Origin of the sequence: Streptomyces sp. NPDC013187 (assembly GCF_042899705.1) — a bacterium.
Taxonomy (GTDB): Bacteria; Actinomycetota; Actinomycetes; order Streptomycetales; family Streptomycetaceae; genus Streptomyces; species Streptomyces hawaiiensis_A.
Genome location: NZ_JBIBAF010000001.1, coordinates 95110 through 112679, shown reverse-complemented (window position 1 = coordinate 112679; position 17570 = coordinate 95110). Strand labels below are relative to the sequence as shown.

Annotated in this window: 18 protein-coding genes; 14 read left to right on the top strand and 4 right to left on the bottom strand. The window is 72.8% G+C overall.

Annotated features, from left to right (window positions below; all coding sequences use genetic code 11):
• The first annotated feature begins 3 nt into the window (after positions 1-3).
• From mpaC to ACFY5B_RS00500, 13 genes are all read left to right on the top strand, one after another.
• Complete coding sequence (gene mpaC, locus ACFY5B_RS00560) at positions 4-1203, top strand: daptide-type RiPP biosynthesis dehydogenase (protein ID WP_389962454.1); 1200 nt, start codon at positions 4-6, stop codon at positions 1201-1203.
• A gap of 81 nt (positions 1204-1284) precedes the next feature.
• Complete coding sequence (locus tag ACFY5B_RS00555; protein WP_389962451.1) at positions 1285-1440, top strand: daptide-type RiPP; 156 nt, start codon at positions 1285-1287, stop codon at positions 1438-1440.
• Between the two features lie 160 nt (positions 1441-1600).
• Positions 1601-1759: a daptide-type RiPP gene (locus ACFY5B_RS00550; protein ID WP_389962449.1), complete on the top strand. Its 159-nt coding sequence runs from the start codon at positions 1601-1603 to the stop codon at positions 1757-1759.
• A gap of 59 nt (positions 1760-1818) precedes the next feature.
• Complete coding sequence (locus ACFY5B_RS00545) at positions 1819-1977, top strand: daptide-type RiPP (protein WP_389962446.1); 159 nt, start codon at positions 1819-1821, stop codon at positions 1975-1977.
• Between the two features lie 141 nt (positions 1978-2118).
• The gene (locus ACFY5B_RS00540) at positions 2119-2280 is read left to right on the top strand and encodes a daptide-type RiPP (protein ID WP_389962443.1); all 162 of its coding nucleotides are present in this window, start codon (positions 2119-2121) and stop codon (positions 2278-2280) included.
• A 184-nt stretch (positions 2281-2464) separates the two neighbouring features.
• Positions 2465-4105 carry a daptide biosynthesis intramembrane metalloprotease gene (gene mpaP, locus ACFY5B_RS00535; protein WP_389962440.1) on the top strand — a complete coding sequence of 547 codons (1641 nt, stop codon included), beginning with the start codon at positions 2465-2467 and terminating at the stop codon, positions 4103-4105.
• A 13-nt stretch (positions 4106-4118) separates the two neighbouring features.
• Complete coding sequence (gene lanKC / locus ACFY5B_RS00530; protein ID WP_389962437.1) at positions 4119-6629, top strand: class III lanthionine synthetase LanKC; 2511 nt, start codon at positions 4119-4121, stop codon at positions 6627-6629.
• Positions 6626-8047, top strand: coding sequence for a YcaO-like family protein (locus ACFY5B_RS00525; RefSeq protein ID WP_389962434.1), 1422 nt, complete (start codon positions 6626-6628; stop codon positions 8045-8047). Before lanKC ends, ACFY5B_RS00525 begins: the two co-directional genes overlap by 4 nt.
• Before the next feature lie 74 nt (positions 8048-8121).
• Positions 8122-9006, top strand: coding sequence for an ABC transporter ATP-binding protein (locus ACFY5B_RS00520; RefSeq protein ID WP_389962431.1), 885 nt, complete (start codon positions 8122-8124; stop codon positions 9004-9006).
• The gene (locus tag ACFY5B_RS00515; RefSeq protein ID WP_389962428.1) at positions 9003-10265 is read left to right on the top strand and encodes an ABC transporter permease; all 1263 of its coding nucleotides are present in this window, start codon (positions 9003-9005) and stop codon (positions 10263-10265) included. Before ACFY5B_RS00520 ends, ACFY5B_RS00515 begins: the two co-directional genes overlap by 4 nt.
• A gap of 78 nt (positions 10266-10343) precedes the next feature.
• Complete coding sequence (locus ACFY5B_RS00510; protein ID WP_351629776.1) at positions 10344-10523, top strand: hypothetical protein; 180 nt, start codon at positions 10344-10346, stop codon at positions 10521-10523.
• 143 nt (positions 10524-10666) lie between these two features.
• On the top strand, positions 10667-10909 hold the full coding sequence (locus tag ACFY5B_RS00505) for a hypothetical protein (RefSeq protein ID WP_351629777.1): 243 nt from the start codon (positions 10667-10669) through the stop codon (positions 10907-10909).
• Between the two features lie 196 nt (positions 10910-11105).
• The gene (locus tag ACFY5B_RS00500) at positions 11106-11825 is read left to right on the top strand and encodes a response regulator transcription factor (RefSeq protein ID WP_389962423.1); all 720 of its coding nucleotides are present in this window, start codon (positions 11106-11108) and stop codon (positions 11823-11825) included.
• A gap of 9 nt (positions 11826-11834) precedes the next feature.
• Here ACFY5B_RS00500 and ACFY5B_RS00495 read toward each other — a convergent pair whose 3' ends face one another.
• A complete protein-coding gene (locus tag ACFY5B_RS00495; protein ID WP_389962420.1) occupies positions 11835-13469 on the bottom strand; it encodes a sensor histidine kinase in 1635 nt (544 codons plus the stop codon).
• A 303-nt stretch (positions 13470-13772) separates the two neighbouring features.
• On the opposite strand from ACFY5B_RS00495, the gene ACFY5B_RS00490 reads away from it, so the two are divergent.
• A complete protein-coding gene (locus tag ACFY5B_RS00490; protein ID WP_389962417.1) occupies positions 13773-14132 on the top strand; it encodes an SH3 domain-containing protein in 360 nt (119 codons plus the stop codon).
• Positions 14133-14237: 105 nt separating this feature from the next.
• Here the strand turns inward: ACFY5B_RS00490 and ACFY5B_RS00485 are convergent, their stop codons facing one another.
• From ACFY5B_RS00485 to ACFY5B_RS00475, 3 genes are read right to left on the bottom strand one after another with little or no spacing between them, the layout of a single operon-like run.
• A complete protein-coding gene (locus ACFY5B_RS00485; RefSeq protein ID WP_389962414.1) occupies positions 14238-15548 on the bottom strand; it encodes an ABC transporter permease in 1311 nt (436 codons plus the stop codon).
• Positions 15545-16279 carry an ABC transporter ATP-binding protein gene (locus ACFY5B_RS00480; RefSeq protein WP_389962411.1) on the bottom strand — a complete coding sequence of 245 codons (735 nt, stop codon included), beginning with the start codon at positions 16277-16279 and terminating at the stop codon, positions 15545-15547. The genes ACFY5B_RS00485 and ACFY5B_RS00480 overlap by 4 nt, the downstream gene beginning before the upstream one ends.
• Complete coding sequence (locus ACFY5B_RS00475; RefSeq protein ID WP_389962409.1) at positions 16276-17559, bottom strand: peptidoglycan-binding protein; 1284 nt, start codon at positions 17557-17559, stop codon at positions 16276-16278. The genes ACFY5B_RS00480 and ACFY5B_RS00475 overlap by 4 nt, the downstream gene beginning before the upstream one ends.
• Positions 17560-17570: the final 11 nt, after the last annotated feature.

The window sequence follows — 17570 nt, the reverse complement described above, 5'->3', positions numbered from 1 at the left end:
CTCATGCCCGTCTCCCTCGACACCTACGACCGGATTCCCGAACTGCTGCGGGAACTGAACCCCACCGGCGTGACCGTGCTGGCCGACCCGGCCGTGGCCGACCACGCCGTCACCCGGAAGATCCTCGCCGAGATCGCCCACGCCGGGTTCACGCCCGACCGGGCGGTCACCCCGGCGGATGGCGGGATGCCGGCCGTCGAGGCCGCCGCCTCCCGGCTCTCTCCCGGTGAGCTGGTCGTCGGTGTCGGCGGGGGCAGCACCCTCGACTTCGCGAAGCTCGTCGCCGCTGTCGGCCGCCACCCCGACCTCCTGCGCTACCTGACCTCCGGGCAGCGCAGCGGCCTGGTGGCGCTCCCGCTGCCGTGGGGGGAACACGCCGAGGTCCTCGCGGTCCCCACCACCCTGGGCACGGGGAGCGAGGCCGGACCCGTGGCCTGCTTCCCCCACGGGGACGGCAAACGCATCGCGATGGGGGAGTGCCTGCGCCCCCGAGCCGCCCTCCGGGTGCCCGAGGCCACCGAGACCCTCCCGGGGCGACTCGTCATGGACGGCGTACTCGAAGCGCTCTTCAGGACCGTCATCCCGTACAGCAGCGACACCCTCGACCTTCCCGAACAGGACGCCGCCGTGGAGGACTTGGCGGGCCGGCTGCTCAACGTCGGCGACCGGCTGGCCCGGCACACCGCCACCGGCCTGCCCGCCCCCGCGCCCGAGCGGCTGCTGGCCGCCCGGCTCAGCGCCGAGAGCCAGCGCGGAGCCATCAACATCGGCCGCAATCCGTACGCCGTGAAGTGCTGGGCCGTCGCCAACGAGCTCTCCACCACGCTGGGCCTGGCCAAGATGCGGGCCGTCTCCGCTCTGTGGCCGGTCGTGTGGCGGCAGGCCCTGCGGGGAGACACCCGCTTCGGCAGCGCCGACCGCGTCCACCGGCTGTGGGAGAGCCTGAGGCAGCGGGCCCCCTGGCTCGCGCCGGGGCCCGACGACGGTCTCGAACAGCTGATGCTGCGCTGGCGGATCGACCGCACCGTGCACCTCGCCCCGGACCTGCGCCACCACATCGCCCTGCGCAGCGTGCGCGCCTGGGGCGCCGGACTTCCCACCCTCGCCGGGTTGAGCGCCGACGACGTCGCCGCGCTCCTCGCCGAGGCCACCGAGCCGACCGCCTCCGTGGCCGGCTCCCCCGAACCCCTCCCGGCGGCCTGAGCGCCGACCCGGAGGAGCACCAGCACCACCCGCACCACCGCACAGTCCGCATCACCGAACCGACAACACGAGGAGAACACCATGGCGCACAACAACCCGGTCGAGCAGGAGCTGCAGGAGTTCGGCACCGAGCTGGAGATGCAGGAGCTGGAGAGCATCGAGGCTCCGGGCTGGGCCACCAGCGCCGGCGTCAGCGTCGGCATCTCGATCGTCTCCGTCGCCTGGAGCCTCACCTGATCGAGTCGGCTCCCGCCGCTCCGATCCACCGCACCGTGCCCCGCGCACGGCCGGACCTCCCCGACGGCTGCCGCCCGGCCCCCCGTGGTCCGCGCGGCAGCCGGGGGACCCCCGGAACCGCACCACCCCATCCACCGAACCCCTCAGAAAGGCAACCGACATGAGCGAGAACCCGGGCACCGTCGAGAACATCGAGAGCGCCGAGTTCGTCGAGCTGGAGATGCAGGAACTGGAGGCCCTGGAGGCCCCGGGCTGGGGAACCATCAGCGTCGCGTTCTCCACCGGCGTCTCGGTCGGCGTCTCCGTCACCCTGACCTGATCAGCCCTCGGTCACACCTCCGCAGAACCCCTCGTAAATCCCTCAGAGAGGCAACCGACATGAGCCAGAACCTGGGCACAGTCGAGAACATCGAGCACGCCGAGCCCGTCGAGCTGGAGATGCAGGAACTGGAGGCCCTGGAGGCCCCGGGCTGGGGCACGTTCAGCGTCGCCTTCTCCGCCGGCGTCTCGGTCGGCGTCTCGGTCACCCTGACCTGATCAGCCCGGCAGCGCGATCCCGCACCACCGGCACCACCCGCACCACCGCATGACCCGCACCACCCGCACCACCGCATGACCCGCACCACCGGCACTTCCGTGCCACACCAATCCGTAGAACCCCTCAGAGAGGCAACCGACATGAGCGAGAACCTGGGCACCGTCGAGAACATCGAGCACGCCGAGCTCGGCGAGCTGGAGATGCAGGAGCTGGAGGCCCTGGAGGCCCCGGGCTTCTGGACCGGCGTCTCCGTCGGCACGGCCATCAGCGCCTCCGTCGCCACCTCCATCACCCTCACCTGAGAGCGACACCGGCGAGCGCACTGACGCGACGGGAGACGGAGTAACCGGCTCCCCTGCGCACCCTGGAGCCCCCTCGGGCGACACCGAGGATCTGCGGTGGTCCGGCCGGCCCGTCCGGCCGGACCCCCGCAAGGGTGCAAACGCGCTCTCCCACTCCCCGCCGCCGTCCCGTTAAGGAAACTTTATGAGCGCTGTCACGAGTCCACCGCCGCCCACCGTCCCGGCCCATGCGCGGCGCCCCCGCCTCGCTCCGAGCGCCGAGGTCCACTCGCCGGCCGACGGCCAGGGCGACTGGGTCCTCCAGCACGGCGCCCGCTACGTACGGATCAACGAAAAGGTCGCGGATCTCGTCCGGGTGCTGGACGGAGAGCGCGACCACGAGGCCCTCGCCGCCCGGCTGGGCGGTGCCTGGAACGCCGATCGGGTGGGCAGCGCGATCTCGCGGCTCGACTCCCTCAAGCTGCTCGACGACGGTGAGACCCCGGCGCCCGCCGTCGCCCCCCGCTTCCAGATCGTCCCGCCGATGACGCTCCAGCTCACGCTGCTGCGGCCGGGACGCACGATGCAGGCCATGGGCCCGCTGTTCGCCCGCCTCTTCTCCCGGGGCGCGGTGGCGGCCGGGATGCTCTGTGTCCTGCTCGGTGTCGTCGCCCTCGCCGCCCAGTGGGACGCGGTCGCGGTGACGCTGAACAGCCCCCTGTCCGCGGGCACGTTCGCCGGAGTGCTCTTCGCCCTGCTGCTCGGCGTGTCCATCCACGAGCTGGGCCACGCCGCCGTGCTCATCCGTTACGGGGGCCGCCCCTCGCGCATCGGCGTCATGCTCTTCTACCTGATGCCGGCGTTCTTCTGCGACGTGTCGGACGCCTGGCGCCTCCCGGCCCGCCGGCAGCGCGTCCACACGGCCCTCGCCGGGCCCGCGGTCCAGACGTCCCTGGCCGCCGCCTCGGCCCTCGCGGCCTGGCCCCTGCCGGACGGCACCGCCAAGACCTGCCTGCTCTTCTTCGCGGTCACCAGCTACGGAACGGCCCTGCTCAACCTGACGCCGTTCATCAAGCTCGACGGCTACATCGCCCTCATGAGCCACGTGGACATCCCGTATCTGCGCGACCGTGCCATGGCCGACGCCCGCCGAACGCTCGCCCGGTTCCTGTTCGGCGGCACCTACCAGCGCGAACTGCCCACCCGCTGGACCCTGGTGTACGGCTTCGCCTGCCTCGCCTTCCCCGTGTACTTCCTGAGCGCCGCCCTCCACACCTGGCTCGGCACCCTCCAGCGGGTCGGCTGGGTGGGGCTCCTGCTGGCCGCCTGCGGACTCTCGTACCTCGCGTGGATCCTGATCCGCGGTGCCGTCCGGCTCTCCACCGAGGTGAAGGCCGCCGGCGTCCGCCCGGTCCGGGTCGCAGCCGTCTGCGCCCTGCTGGCCGCTCTCGCGGGCGCGGCACTGTTCCTGCCGGTCCGTCAGACGGTGGCCGCCGCCTATGTCACCGACGCCGCAGGTACCCGCCTGGTCCTGCCGCAGGGCTCCCCGGACGAGCGGATACGCCCGGGGCAGCGCGTGACGCTGCGGACGAACGGCCTGGTGCTGAACGACACCGTCGCCACCGCCCAGGTGGGAGCCGCCCGGTCCGCCAAGGCCGAGGTCCCGGTCTCCGCCTACTTCCCCGTCGACGTGGGAGACACCGTGGTCATGGACTCGACCGCCTACCCCCTGGACCTCGCCCGCACCCCCACGCCGGCCGCCGGCACCGCCGAGGTCGAGCTCGGCGACGTGCCCCTGTGGAAGTCCCTCCACCGCACCTACGTGCTTCCGTTCCTGCCCTTCTGACCCTGGAGACACCGTGCTCGACACCCGGTTCATCAACTTCTGCCGCGCGGACTCGCTCTTCTACGACGCCCCCGCCACCGAGTCCGTCGGCGCGGACTTCCACGAGGGCCGGAACCTGCCCGAGGGCTGGACGGCCACCCGGGGGCGGGAATGGACGGTCTGCGTCCCACCCGACTCCCGCGTCCCCGACCAGGGGTGGAAGATCCACGTCGCGGCGTCCCCCGACAACGCGGCCGGACTCCTCGACACGGTCGCACCGTACTGCGTCGAGCACGGGCTGATGTACAAGTACATATCCGACCCGGAGACGCTCGCCCGCCGGGGCAGCAAGTACGGGGACCGCAGCGCCAGCGGCAAGTTCATCACCATCTACCCCGCCGACGAGACGGAGCTGAAGCAGGCCCTGGACGGCCTGGAGGAGCTCGTCGGCGGCACCCGCGCCCCGTCGATCCTGAGCGACCTGCGCTGGCGGGAGGGCCCGCTCCACGTGCGGTACGGGGGCTTCGTCCTGAAGACCACCCGGCTCAAGGACGGGACCCTCACCCCCGCGATCACCGCCCCCGACGGCGAACTCGTGCCCGACGAGCGGCGCCCCGGGTTCCACACCCCCTCCTGGGTCGCGATGCCGTCCTTCCTGCAGGAGGCACTCGCCGAACGGCGCGCCCGCACCCTCGGCGACTTCCCCTTCCGCGTCTACAAGGCCCTGCACTTCTCCAACGGCGGCGGCGTCTACCGCGCCGTCGACAAGCGGGACGGGAGCGAGGTCCTGCTCAAGGAGGCCCGCCCGTTCGCCGGCCTCGACGCGGCCGGGGACGACGCCGTCGCCCGCCTCGACCGCGAGCAGTGGGCGCTGTCCCGGCTCGCCGGGCTCGCGGCCGTGCCCGCGCTGAGAGACGTACGCAAGGGAAACGAACACCACTTCCTGGCCCGTGACTTCGTCGACGGCACCCCGCTCACGGAGCTCGTACGCCTCCGCCACCCCTACGGCACCACGGACAACACACCGCAGGCCAGGGCGGCGTACGCGGACTGGGCGCTGAACATCATCGGCCAGGTCGCCGAGGCCGTGGACGCCATGCACGAACGCGGTGTGGTCTTCGGAGACCTGCACCCGGGCAACATCCTGGTGTGCCCCGACGACACCGTCGCCTTCATCGACATGGAGACCGCCACCCCGGCCGAGGAGATGCGCCCCCAGGCCATGGGCTCCCTCGGCTTCCGGGCCCCCGACCACCTCCGGGGCCCCGCCGTCGACCTGTTCGCGCTCGACGTGCTCCGGCTGACGATGTTCGTCCCCATGCCGCACGTCGTGCCGTGGGGCACGCAGAAGATCCGCACCCTGATCGACGCGGCGGTCCGTGACTTTCCCCTCCCCGAGTCCTTCACCCGGCAGATCGAACGCGGCCTCGGCGACGATGTCCTGGGCGCCCGCACGGAGTTCGGCGTACGCTGGCCCGCCGCCGGGGAGGAGACCGGGAACCTGATCGCGAACATCGCCACGTCCATCGTCGAGGCGGCCACCCCCGAGCGGACCGACCGCCTCTACCCGGGCGACGTCTCGCAGTTCATCGTGGCCGACGGCGGCGTGACCTTCGCGTACGGGGCGGCCGGCGTGCTCTGGGCGCTCCACCGCGCCGGCGCCGAGGTGCCCGCCGAGCACGTCGAGTGGCTGCTCGCCCAGGCCGGGCAGGTCACCGGCGACGGCCCCGGCTTCTTCACCGGCCTCGCCGGCATCGCGTACACCCTGGACGAACTCGGCCACCGCGACGCCGCCGACGCGGTCATGGAGCGTGCCTTCGCCGGGTGCGACGCCAACGTGACGACGACTCTGGCGACCGGCCTCTCGGGCCTCGGACTGACGGCGCTGCACCTGGCCGCCCGGCGGGGGGACGACCAGGGCCTGCGCCGGGCGCTCCAGCTCGCCGACCGGCTGCCCGACGCGCCGGCGCCCCAGCGCATCGGCCTGCTGCACGGCCGCTGCGGCAGCGCGCTCCTCCTGCTGCGCCTGTACGAACACACCGGCCGCACTGAATTGTTGGACCGGGCCGTGGCCGAACTGCACGCGGAACTGGAGCTCATCGAGCGCACCGACTTCGACGACCGTCTCCTCAGCCCTGGGCTCGAGGGTTCCGCCGGCATCGTGCTGGCCCTGCGGGCCGCGCTGCGGCACACCCCCGACGACGAGCGGCTGCGCACCGCGGTGAACCGGCTCGTGGACCTTCGGCGGGGCGGCTTCGCCACGTCCTGCAGCCTGCTGCACGGACGTGCGGGCGAGATCCTCGCCCTGGAGGACGGCGGCAGCGCCTCCGAGCGGGACGTCCTGCGCTTCCACCTCGAAGCCCTCGGCTGGGAGGCGATCGCCGCCGAACCCGGTCGCGTCGACTTCCTCGGCAACTACGGCTACCGCCTCTCCACGGACCTGGGCACCGGCTCGGCGGGTGTCCTCCTGGCCCTCGCGGCCCTGCGGGACGGTTCCCCGGCCCTGCCCTTCCTCGCCCCCACGGCCGTCGAGGTGCGGCGGTGATCGACATCCCCACCACCCTCGCCCCCGCGTCGGGCATCGCCCTGCGCTACGCGGTGACGCCCCCGCACGGCGACGATCCGCTGTGGAGCAGCGCGGTCGAACTCCACGCGGTGGAGGACTTCACGGGCACGGTGGGCTCCGCGGTTTCCCGGACCTCGGCGGGAGCTTCGACCGGGTCGGCCAGGACCTCGGCCGGGGCTTCGACCCGGCCGGCCGGGGCGTCGGCCAGGACCTCGGCAGGGGTGCCGGGTTCGGCCGGGTCCGCCGGGGCCGCGGCCCCCGCCGGTCCGGGTGCCGCTCTCCTTGATCTCCCGCTGTCCGCCCGGTTCGCCGGGGCCAGCGGGACCTCACGGGCCGACGCCCTGCTGCGCGGAGCGGGCGAGGCCGTCGAGCGGCGCGCCCTGCACCCCTCGGCCGCCCACCCCGCCCGCTCGGGCACCGCGGCCCGCCCGGACGGCACGACGCTGTACGCGCACCACCCGGGCCACGCCCTGTCCCACCCCGACGCCGAGGCGTGCGACCTGTCCTGGTACGAGGCCCGTGCCCTGGACTCGGACACCCCCGTCCTGGTCCCCGCCGACCTCGTCGACTGGCCCGCCCGCCGGGCCGACCTGTTCGACCCGAGCCCGTCCGGTGCGGCGGCCGGCGCCAGCCACGAGACCGCCCTGGCCGCCGCGATGACCGAGGTGACGGAGCGGGACGCCCTCACCGTCGCCTGGGGCAGGCAGCTGCGCCTGCCGACGTACACCCCCTCGCCCGCCGACACCAAGCTCCGGGCGGTGTGGGAGAGGGCACGCGCGGCGGGGCTCACCCCCGTCCTCGCCGGCATCCCCACGGCCGTACCCGGGCTCTGGTGCATGACCGCCTGCCTGATCGAACCGGAGGGCCGGGGCGCCCTGGCCGCCGTCGGCATGAAGGCGTCGACCCGGCCGGCCGAAGCCGCCGCCAAGGCGTTCCAGGAGGCGTGGCAGGTGCGGGCCGCGCTGCGGGCGCTGCGCACACAGGGCGAGAGCGGGCACCGCGGCCCGATCGTCACGGAGCACGACCGGCTCAGCCACATGCTGACCGGCCCCGCCTACGCGTCCGTACGCGACTGGGTCGCGGGCTTCCAGGAGCCGAGCACGCTTCCGGCTCCCACGCCCGCGCGGGACCTGGGGGCGGAAGAGATCCGGCGGGCCCTGAACGCCGACGGCGCGGGCCTGCTCGCCGTCGACCTCACCCCGCGCCTGCCTTCGGCCGTCACCGCCATGGGCTGGCACGTCGTCAAGGTGCTGGCCCCCGGCTACCAGAACCTGCGGATGGACGAGACCCATGCGTGGAGCTGGCACCTGCCCCGGCTGGCGTCGGCGGCCGAACGGACCGGCTGCCCCGCCCGCCTGGACGACCCACGGGAAGCGGCCCCGCACCCCTTGCCCTGACCCCGCGGTGGTCCGCCGCCGCTCGTTCCCCCCCACCGTGAACCACCGATCAACCGAGCTGAGAGAAGACACAGATGCTGGAACTGGAAGAACTCGTACGAGACTTCGGCGATCACCGTGCCGTCGACCGGGTGTCCTTCCGCGTGTCCGGAGGCCGGCTGACCGGGTTCGTCGGAGGGAACGGCGCGGGCAAGACCACCACCATGCGCGTGATCATGGGTGTCCTGGCCACGAACGGCGGCGAGATCCGCTGGGACGGCGCCCCCGCCACGGCCGCCGACCGCAGGGACTTCGGCTACATGCCGGAGGAGCGGGGCCTCTACCCCAAGCAGACCGTCCTCGGTCAGCTCGTCTATCTGGCCCGGCTCCGTGGCCAGGGCAACGCCGAGGCCCGCCGTCACACCCTCGAACTGCTCGAACGCCTCGGGCTCGCCGAGAAGAGCCAGGCCCGGCTGGAGTCCCTGTCCCTGGGGAACCAGCAGCGCGTGCAGATCGCGGCCGCCCTGCTCGGCTCCCCCAAGCTGCTCGTCCTCGACGAGCCCTTCTCCGGACTCGACCCGCACGCCGTCGACACGATGGCCGAGCTGCTGCGCGAGTACGCCGCCGCCGGCATCCCGGTGCTGTTCTCCTCCCACCAGCTCGACCTGGTCGAGCGGCTCTGCGACGACCTGGTGATCATGGCCTCCGGCCACGTCGTCGCCAAGGGCACCGCGGACGAGCTCCGGCACCGCGACAGGCCCCGGTACCACCTGGTCACCGGCGCGCCCGCCGGCTGGGCCCGCGCCGTACCCGGCGTGACCGACGTCGAGGAACTCCCCGACGGAGCCCGCGTCGAGCTGGCCGCCGACGCCGACCCCGGCGCGCTCCTGACCCAGGCCCTGAGCCGGGGAGACGTGCACGCCTTCACCCCCCTCGTCCCCAGCATCGCCGACGTCTACCGGGAGATGACCTCCGCATGAGCACCGTGACCTCGAACCCCGCCGACCGGGCCGAGACGTCGCCCGCCCCGAAGGGCACGCCCGCGGCTTCCGGTGGCCCCTCCCGTGCGGCCACGCCCGCCTCCTGGCGCATCGTCGCCGCCCGCGAGATCTCGGTGAAGCTCACCAACCGCGGCTTCCTTGTGTCGACGCTGGTCACACTCGCCCTGATCGTGGGCGCGATCGGACTCCAGCTCTACCTGGCCGACTCGATGGGGAAGATCACCGTCGCGGTGGCCGACCGGCAGGCGGGCGTGATCGCCGGCCAGGCCGAGCAGCTGGCCGTCCGCGCGGACCAGGACGTCGAGATCACCGTCCGGCAGAAGTCGTCAGCCGAGCAGGTGCGCGAGGCCGTGCGGTCCGGTGACGCCGAGGCCGGGCTGCTGTCCGAGGGCGGCCGCTGGGTCCTGCTCGGCGACACCGGGCAGAACGACATCGCCGCCACCTGGATCGGCGCCGCGGTGCAGACCGACGCCCTCGACCGGAACGCGCAGGCCGCGGGCACCAGCCTGGGGGCTCTGAGCGAGGGGGCGCAGGTCAAGCACGTCCTGCTGTCGGCCGACAAGACGCCCGAGGGCGCGGTCCGGATGACGACGTACTTCTTCGGCTTCCTCTTCTACCTGGCCGCGGTCCTGCTCGGCGCGGCGCTCGCGACCAGCGTCGTGGAGGAGAAGCAGAACCGCATCGTCGAGCTGATCGCCAGCTCCGTGCCGCTGCGGTCCCTGCTCGTCGGCAAGATCGTCGGCTCCACCCTCCTGGCCCTGGCCCAGATGGCGCTGTTCTGCCTGGTCGGCGTCGGCGGCCTGATGTTCACGGGCGAGCAGGAGTTCCTCGCCGACATCAGCACCGGCCTGGGCTGGTTCCTCGTGTTCTACGTCGTGGGCATCGCGGTCCTGGCCTGCCTGTTCGCCGCAGCGGGCGCGCTCGCCACCAGGAGCGAGGACATCCAGTCCACCACGACGCCGGTGAACGCGGTCACCGCGCTCGTGTTCATCCTCGGCGTCACCGTGTCCGGCGGCGTGCGGGAGATCCTCTCGTTCCTCCCGCTGACCTCTACCGTCACCATGCCGGCGCGCGTCCTGGCGGGAGAGACCACCTGGTGGGAGCCGGTCGTCGCGCTCGTCCTGTCCATCGCCGCGGCGGTGTTCATCGTCGGGGTCAGCAGCCGCGTGTACCGCCGGGCGCTCCTGCAGACCGACCGCAAGCTCTCGTTCCGCCAGGCCATGAAGCTGACGGACTGACGTTCCCGTACCAGCAGAACCGCCGGTCGCACACGCCGGCACAGCAGAAAACCCGACCCCCCACCGGAAGGAAATCCGATGACCGCCTCCCGTTCCACCACCTCCCTCGCCGCCCTTCTGGCCGTGCTCGCCTGCGTGGAGGTGGTGCTGTTCGCCAGCGACGCCGCCGACGGCGTCCGCTACGGCGTCGGCGCGGCCGTCGCCGTAGCGATCCTCGTGCTGGTCGCCCGGCTCGCCAAGGGCGGCTCCTCCGACTGACCGGCCCGCTCCGTGTCCGGGGCCGGCCCTGCCGCGCCGGCCCCGGGCAGGGGCACGGGCTCCCCATCGGCCCATGGTTCCCACGTGCGTGGGAAGACGGCCTGCCTCACCGACATCCGTCCTCTTCCTCTGCGGAGCTGTCCATGAACTCCCCCCATCAGGTGTCGATCACCGGCCCGTCCGGGGCGCCGCCGGAGACGGCAGCGATCCGTTTCGTCTCCCTCCTCCCGGCCGGATGGCATGCCGAGGTCGGCGGGTTCGAGGAGAATCTCGCCCGCCTCCACCTGACGGCCCCGCCGGGCACCACCAGGTCCGAAGCCACCCGTACCGCCACGGACATCCTGTCCCAGCCCGGCCTCCAGGGCTGGCACCTGACCGACGAGTGACCCCGGGCCGGTCGCCGGGCCCCTTCCGCGACTGACGAGGGCCGATCACCACCCCGGATGCCGCCCACACCGAAGGATGGTCCGCGGTACCGTGCAGCGAGTGCGGTCGGCCCGGAATTTTCCGGAGGTGGGAATTCCGGAGGGGCGTTGATATCAACGGCGCTGGAATCGTGCAGGGCCTCGCTGAGGAGAATCGTTGAGCGCGCGCATCCTGATCGCCGAAGATGACGAAAAACAATCTCGTCTCATCCGGATTTACCTGGAACGGGAAGGCAACGCGGTGCAGGTCGTGGCCGACGGCCGGGCAGCGCTGGAACGGGCGCGTTCGACGGGTCCGGATCTCATCGTTCTCGATGTGATGCTGCCGCTCGTCGACGGACTCGACGTCTGCCGCATTCTGCGTGCCGAGGGCCACGAGGTGCCGATTCTGCTGCTGACCGCGCGCAGTACCGAGGAGGACATGCTCCTCGGTCTCGACCTGGGGGCCGACGACTACCTCACCAAGCCGTACAGTCCCCGCGAACTCACCGCGCGCGTACGGGCGCTGTTGCGGCGCTCCAGGAAAGGCGGCGCGGCCGGGAGCGAGGTGCTGCGGGTCGGCGCGGTCGAACTGGACACCGCCCGCTTCGAGGTCCGGGTGGCAGGCCGTCCGGTGGCGCTGACCTCCAAGGAGTTCTCGATACTGGAGGCTCTGGCCCGCGAGCCGGGCCGGGTGTTCACCCGGGCCCGGATCATCGAGCGCGCCTTCGGCTTCGACAGCGACGTACTCGAGCGCACGGTGGACGCCCATGTGCGCAACCTGCGCCGGAAGCTGGGGGACGACCCCGCCCGGCCGCGTCATCTGGAGACCGTGTACGGCCGGGGGTACCGCCTGGTGGACGGCTCGGCGCCCGGCCAGGCGCACGCGGGGTCCTGACCGGGTCGATCAGCCGGCGTCGGCCGACGGCCCGGTCGCGGCGAGCGTGACGGTGAAGGTCGTGCCGACGCCGACGGTGCTCTCCACGGCGATCGTCCCCTGGTGGTCGGTCACGATCTGGCGGGCGATGGACAGCCCCAGGCCGCTTCCTCCGGTGGCGCGGCCCCGTGCCGCGTCCGCCCGCCAGAAGCGGTCGAAGAGATGCGGCAGGTCCTCGGCGGGTATGCCCTTTCCGGTGTCCCGCACCTGAAGGAACGCGAGATCGCCGTGCCGGCCCAGGGCCAGTGTCACCGTGCCGCCCGGTGCCGTGGCCCTCAGCGCGTTGCCGACCAGATTGCCGACGACCTGGCGCAGTCGGTCGGCGTCGGCGACGACGTCCACCGGCCGCGGCGCATCCAGCCGCAGCGCGACACCTGCCGCGTCGGCCTGGGCACGGTGAGCCGTGCCGGCGGCTTCGAGGAGCTCGCGCAGGTCGACGCCCACCCGGTGGTAGGTGAGCGCACCGGCCTCGGCCAGCGCGAGATCCTGCAGGTCGTCGACGATCCGCTGCTGCAGCAGTGCCTCCTCGTGGAGGGAATCGAGCAGCTCCGGGGTCGGCTCGACGACGCCGTCCCGCAGGGCCTCCAGATAGCCGCGCAGATTGGCCAGCGGAGTGCGCAGCTCGTGGGCGATGTCACCGGTGAGGCGGCGCTGGCGTTCCTCGCCGGCCTGTATGGATTCCGCCATCCGGTTGAAGGCACGGCCGAGTTGGGCGATCTCGTCCCGGCCGGAGACGGGCACCCGCCGCCCCAGGTCTCCCTCGCCCAGCCCCCCGGCGGCCAGGGTCATGGCACGGACCGGGCGCAGCACCGCCCGGCTCAGGAGCAGGGCGCCGAGCACGGCTGCGAGGGCGACGCCGCCCGCGACGGCCATCGTGGGGGCCGCGGCCAGGGTGGGCGGCGACTCGTCCCGGACGCCGAGACGGATCACCAGGCGTGGCGGGGCGGCGGAGCCCACGCGCTCGTTGAACACCCGCTGCAGACAGGTGGTGAACTGCTGCTCCGACTCGCATGTCCGGATCACCTCGAGGTCCTGCGGAGTCTGCGGGTCCGGTTCGCCTTTCGGTTCCTCGCACCGTTCCGGCCGGCGCTCTGTGCTGATCCGCGGCACGCCGGTGTCGTCCGGCCGGGCCGTCACCTCGGCCCCCGCCCGGGTCAGACAGGCCGCGTACACCGCTTCGGCGCGGTACTGGGCGATCGCGGTCGCCGTCAGCTTCATCGAGGTCCGCGGCAGCTGGCGCGCGGGGATCCGCAGGAGGGGACGCGGATCGACCAGCACGGGCGGCTGGTTGCTCACCGGGCGGGGGGCACGGCCCTCGAGCGCGTCGGAATCGGCGAGCAGAACGTCGTTCTCGGTGGCGACCCGGATGCGCTGGCCGGTGTCCTTGGCCAGGCGGCTCACCGTCGGCGAGAGGCCTTCCCAGGTGCTGTGCGCTAACCCGTACGCGCGGAGGTCGCCGGTGATCCGGGAGACCTCCTGCCGTCCCGCGGTGACACTCTCCTGGACCTGGCGGTTCGCCTGACGCAGGGTCAGCCAGCCGGTGGCGGCGGTGGCAGCCATCGCGACCAGCATCAGCAGGCCGAGCACCCGAAGCCGGAAGCTCATCGCGTGCCACCCCGCCCCTCTGCCGGGACGTGTGTGCTCAACGGGACTCCGATATTCGTCAAGGGGGCGCTTCCGGCCGAAAGGACTGTGGAATGGCGCATTTCCTCTTCCGGTGTTTTCGGTCTCTCATGGGCAGTAATTGGACGGTTGAGGACGGAATGATTTCTTCAGCAGCTTTGTGACTGTGATCGTACTGACGCCACTTGCATACCGATTGATGCAGTGGTCGCTGTTTCGCTCAGGTGCCGTCCAACGGCCCGGGGAAGCAGTGCCGACGGAGAACGCATTCATGGGGGTTCACAAGTGAAGCGTCGAATCGCGGCTGTCGTACCCGCCCTGGCGGCGGTGGCCATGGCCGTCCCGCTCGCCCTCTCCACCCCGGCCACCGCGGCCGCATCCTGCGGCAGGACCGCCTCCGACATGGACAGCAGCGCCTGGAACAGGACGGCCAACGGCGCCAACGAGAGAAGCGGATCCAGCACCAACTGCGCCAGCAACGGCATCGCCTACAACACCCACCGCCTCGACTACCACTGTTACACGCGCATCGGCAACACCAACGAGACCTGGACGTACCTCCGGAACGACACCACCGGTACGTCCGGCTGGGTCCGCGACGACCTGCTGAGCGACGGCGGCAGCCTCGTCTACTGCGGCTTCTAGTGAGCTTCCCGGCACTCCCGCAGGAGTGCCGGGCAAGCAGGACTGATGGTGCGTCAGGGGCGGTCTCGCCGAGGCCGCCCCTGACCCGTACGACGGACGGGCCGCTCAGGAGCCGGACAGGGCCTCCGTCGGTGACAGCCGGCTCGCCCGTACCGCCGGATACAGTCCGGCGATCATGCCGATGACCAGAGTGCAGCCGATCCCCGCCGCACTCGCCCACACCGGGACCACCGTCGGCCAGTCGCGGCTGAGGGCGTAGGCCGCCGTGATCACCGTCCCCAGCACCGTCCCGCCGAGGCCGCCGATGAGCGACAGCAGCAGCGACTCCGTCACGAACTGGGTCCGGATCTGGCCGCGGGTCGCCCCCAGTGCCCGGCGCAGGCCGATCTCGGGGCGCCGCTCCAGCACCGAGATGACCATCGTGTTGCCGACCCCGACGCCACCGACGAGCAGCGCCACGCCACCGAGGCCGAGCAGCAGCCCGGTGAGCGCCGACTCGGTGGCCTCGCGGGCGGCGAGCGCGTCGGAGGGCCGGGAGATGCGGACCTGTCCCGGCTTCTCGGGGTACGCCGTGGCCGGCAGCACGGACCGTACCTCCGCGATCTGGCTGTCCTCGGCGCGGACGTAGACCGTCGACGGATGGCCGTCGAAGCGCAGATACGTCCGGGCCGCCGGCCAGCCGACCAGCGCCGCGCTGTCGAGCTCCGGCGCGAGCGGTACGGGATCGAGGACGCCGACGAGGGAGAACCAGCGGTCGCCGAGCCAGACCCGGGTCCCCGGCGTGTACACGTCGAGCCGGCCCGCGGCCGTGGAGCCGAGCACGACCGCCGGGTACCGCTCGGTCGCGGAATCCAGCCAGCGGCCCCGGCGGACGTGGCCGCCGACGGCCGGGAGCAGGCGCCTGTCGGCCGCGAGGACCTCGAGGGAGCCGGTGCGCCCGATGGCGATGTGCTCATTGCGGTAGACGTGCGCGTCGGTCGCGCCGGTGGCGGCGACCTGCTGCACGGGCGGGATGCGGCCGATCATCGGGACGGCCTCGTGGGGCAGCTTGGCTTCGGTGCCGTCGAGTGAGTCGCCGGGGGCGACCCGCAGCAGGTTGGTGCCGAGCGCGTCGAGTCGGCGGTCCACCTCCGCCCGGCCGGAGCCGGAGATGCCGACCACCGCGATCATGGCGGCGACGCCGATCGCGATCCCGAGCGCGGAGAGGAAGATCCGCAGGGGACGAGTCCGCAGCCCGGTCCCGCCGAGCCGCACGATGTCCTGAGGACCGAGGCGGGCGGCCCGCAGCCGGCCGCCCTTGCCACCGACGTCATCGCTCCCTCGTCCGCGGCCACGTCCGCCGCCCCTGCGGGCGCCGGACGGCAGGGTCGGCGGGGCGCCGTCCATGGGCGGGTCGTTCGTCGTGACGTCGGTCATCGGACCGCCTCGTTCGGCGCGGCGTCGGTCGCGGTGTGGGTCGCGGTGTGGGTCGCGGTGTCCGCCACCACGCGGCCGTCGCGCATCTCGATACGGCGGGGCAGCTCGGCCGCGATCTCCCGGTCGTGGGTGATGATCACGACCGTGGTCCCGGCGGCGTTCAGCTCGCGCAGCAGACCGAGTACGGCCTCCCCGGAAGCGGAGTCCAGGTTGCCGGTCGGCTCGTCCGCCAGCAGGACCGCCGGTTCGCCGATCACCGCCCGGGCCACCGCCACCCGCTGGCGCTCGCCGCCGGACAACTGGTGCGGGAGGTGGTGGACGCGGTGGCTGAGGCCGACCCGTTCCAGCGCCACCGCCGCCGCGGCCCGGCGGCGGCGCGGCGGTACTCCGGCGTACAGCAGCCCGTCGGCCACGGAGTCCAGGACCGGAACCCCTACCGCCAGATGGAACTGCTGGAAGACGAAGCCGATCCGGGTGGCCCGCAGCGCTGACACCTCACGGTCCGTCAGCTTCGCCACGTCGTGGCCGTCGACCAGCACCCGCCCGGCGGAGGGCCGGTCGAGGCTGCCCATGAGGTTCAGCATGCTGGACTTGCCCGAGCCCGACGGGCCGACGACCGCGACGAGTTCGCCGCGCCCGATGCGCAAGGTCACGTCCCGTACCGCCGCCACACCACCGGGGTACGTCTTGGAGACCCCGTCGAACTCCACGACCGCCGACGCTCCGCTCACTCCGGGATCCTCACCTTCATGCCCTCGCGAACCGCGCTCCCGCTCACTTCCACCCGGCCGTCCGCGAAGAGCCCGGTCCTCACCGCGACGAACCGGCCGTCCGCGGTCTCCAGGCCGTGGCCGCCCTCGGCCAGGGCGACCAGCGCGGCGACCGGGACGGTGAGGACGTCCGCCCGTTCCCGCCCCACGTACTCGACGGTGACCGGCGCGCTCTCCAGCCGTCCCACGGATTTCTGGTCCTCGATGGTGATGGTCACCGGAACCGTCGGTGCCGCGGAGCCACCCTCCTCCCCGCCTCCTCCCTCGGGCGCGGTCGCGCTCTTCCCCACCGAGGCCACCTCGCCCTTCACCGATTTCCCGTCGGGCAGCCCGATCGTGACGGTGGCACCGCGCACGGCCCAGGAGTCCTCCGCCGCCGAGGCGTTGACGACGACCTTCCGAGACGTACCGGTGTACGTGAGGACGTCGTCGGTGGCCGGCGAACCGAGCCGGACACCCGCGTGGCCGATCCGTACCTTGCCGGCGGAGTAGACGACGTCCCCGATGCCGACCGTGCCGGTCTGGGGAAGTCCGAGGGATTTCTGCCAGCGCTTGACCGCGCGGGCGGTGAGGCCGGTGAACTCCTCGTCGACGGTGAAGCCGGTGTAGCCGAGAGCGGCGAGATTGCTCTCGAACTGCAGGACGTCCATCCCACGCAGCGTGCCCCCTGTCCCTCCGGCCCCGGCCCCGGCGCCGCCCGACGTCGGCGATCCGGAGGGGTCCGGAGCCCCGGGGGGCTCGTCCGTGCGGCCCTGGTCACCGGAGTCCCGGGCGTCCCCCTCGGCCCCGGTCTCCTGCTGGGCGTCCTGCCGGATGCCTTGCCGGGCGCCCGCGGTCAGGCCCAGCTCCCGGTACATCGGCAGCGTCCCGTACAGCAGCACCACCGGCCGGTCGTCGACGCGCAGCAGAATGCCGCCGCGCTTCACGGTCGTGCCCTCCGCGGGCAGCCAGGTCACGGTGCCCGTCGCCTTGACCGGCAGCGGTATCTCGGTGCCGTAGCCCAACTGGCCGTCAACCGTGGTGCGTTCGGTCAGTGTGGTCCGGCTGACCGGGACGGTGGAGCCCGAGCGGGGCGGGGCGGAGGAGCCCTCCTCCGCCCCGCCCCCGCCGAGGCCGAGCGCACCGACCACGGCGACCGCCGCCACGACGACCAGAGCCGACGCCACCAGGACCGTTCGCCGTCCGCGCCGACCGCGCGGCGGCGGCGCGGGAGCCGCCCCGTGCTCGTGATCGGTCTGCACGACCGTCTCCG

Bases quoted from the DNA above. Each gene is read 5' to 3' on its own strand.
- mpaC (WP_389962454.1), top strand. From the start codon at position 4: ATGCCCGTCTCCCTCGACACCTACGACCGGATTCCCGAACTGCTGCGG.
- ACFY5B_RS00485 (WP_389962414.1), bottom strand. From the start codon at position 15,548: ATGACCGACGTCACGACGAACGACCCGCCCATGGACGGCGCCCCGCCG.
- mpaP (WP_389962440.1), top strand. From the start codon at position 2,465: ATGAGCGCTGTCACGAGTCCACCGCCGCCCACCGTCCCGGCCCATGCG.
- ACFY5B_RS00510 (WP_351629776.1), top strand. From the start codon at position 10,344: ATGACCGCCTCCCGTTCCACCACCTCCCTCGCCGCCCTTCTGGCCGTG.
- ACFY5B_RS00495 (WP_389962420.1), bottom strand. From the start codon at position 13,469: ATGAGCTTCCGGCTTCGGGTGCTCGGCCTGCTGATGCTGGTCGCGATG.
- ACFY5B_RS00550 (WP_389962449.1), top strand. From the start codon at position 1,601: ATGAGCGAGAACCCGGGCACCGTCGAGAACATCGAGAGCGCCGAGTTC.
- ACFY5B_RS00545 (WP_389962446.1), top strand. From the start codon at position 1,819: ATGAGCCAGAACCTGGGCACAGTCGAGAACATCGAGCACGCCGAGCCC.
- ACFY5B_RS00505 (WP_351629777.1), top strand. From the start codon at position 10,667: ATGAACTCCCCCCATCAGGTGTCGATCACCGGCCCGTCCGGGGCGCCG.
- ACFY5B_RS00520 (WP_389962431.1), top strand. From the start codon at position 8,122: ATGCTGGAACTGGAAGAACTCGTACGAGACTTCGGCGATCACCGTGCC.
- ACFY5B_RS00515 (WP_389962428.1), top strand. From the start codon at position 9,003: ATGAGCACCGTGACCTCGAACCCCGCCGACCGGGCCGAGACGTCGCCC.
- ACFY5B_RS00555 (WP_389962451.1), top strand. From the start codon at position 1,285: ATGGCGCACAACAACCCGGTCGAGCAGGAGCTGCAGGAGTTCGGCACC.
- ACFY5B_RS00540 (WP_389962443.1), top strand. From the start codon at position 2,119: ATGAGCGAGAACCTGGGCACCGTCGAGAACATCGAGCACGCCGAGCTC.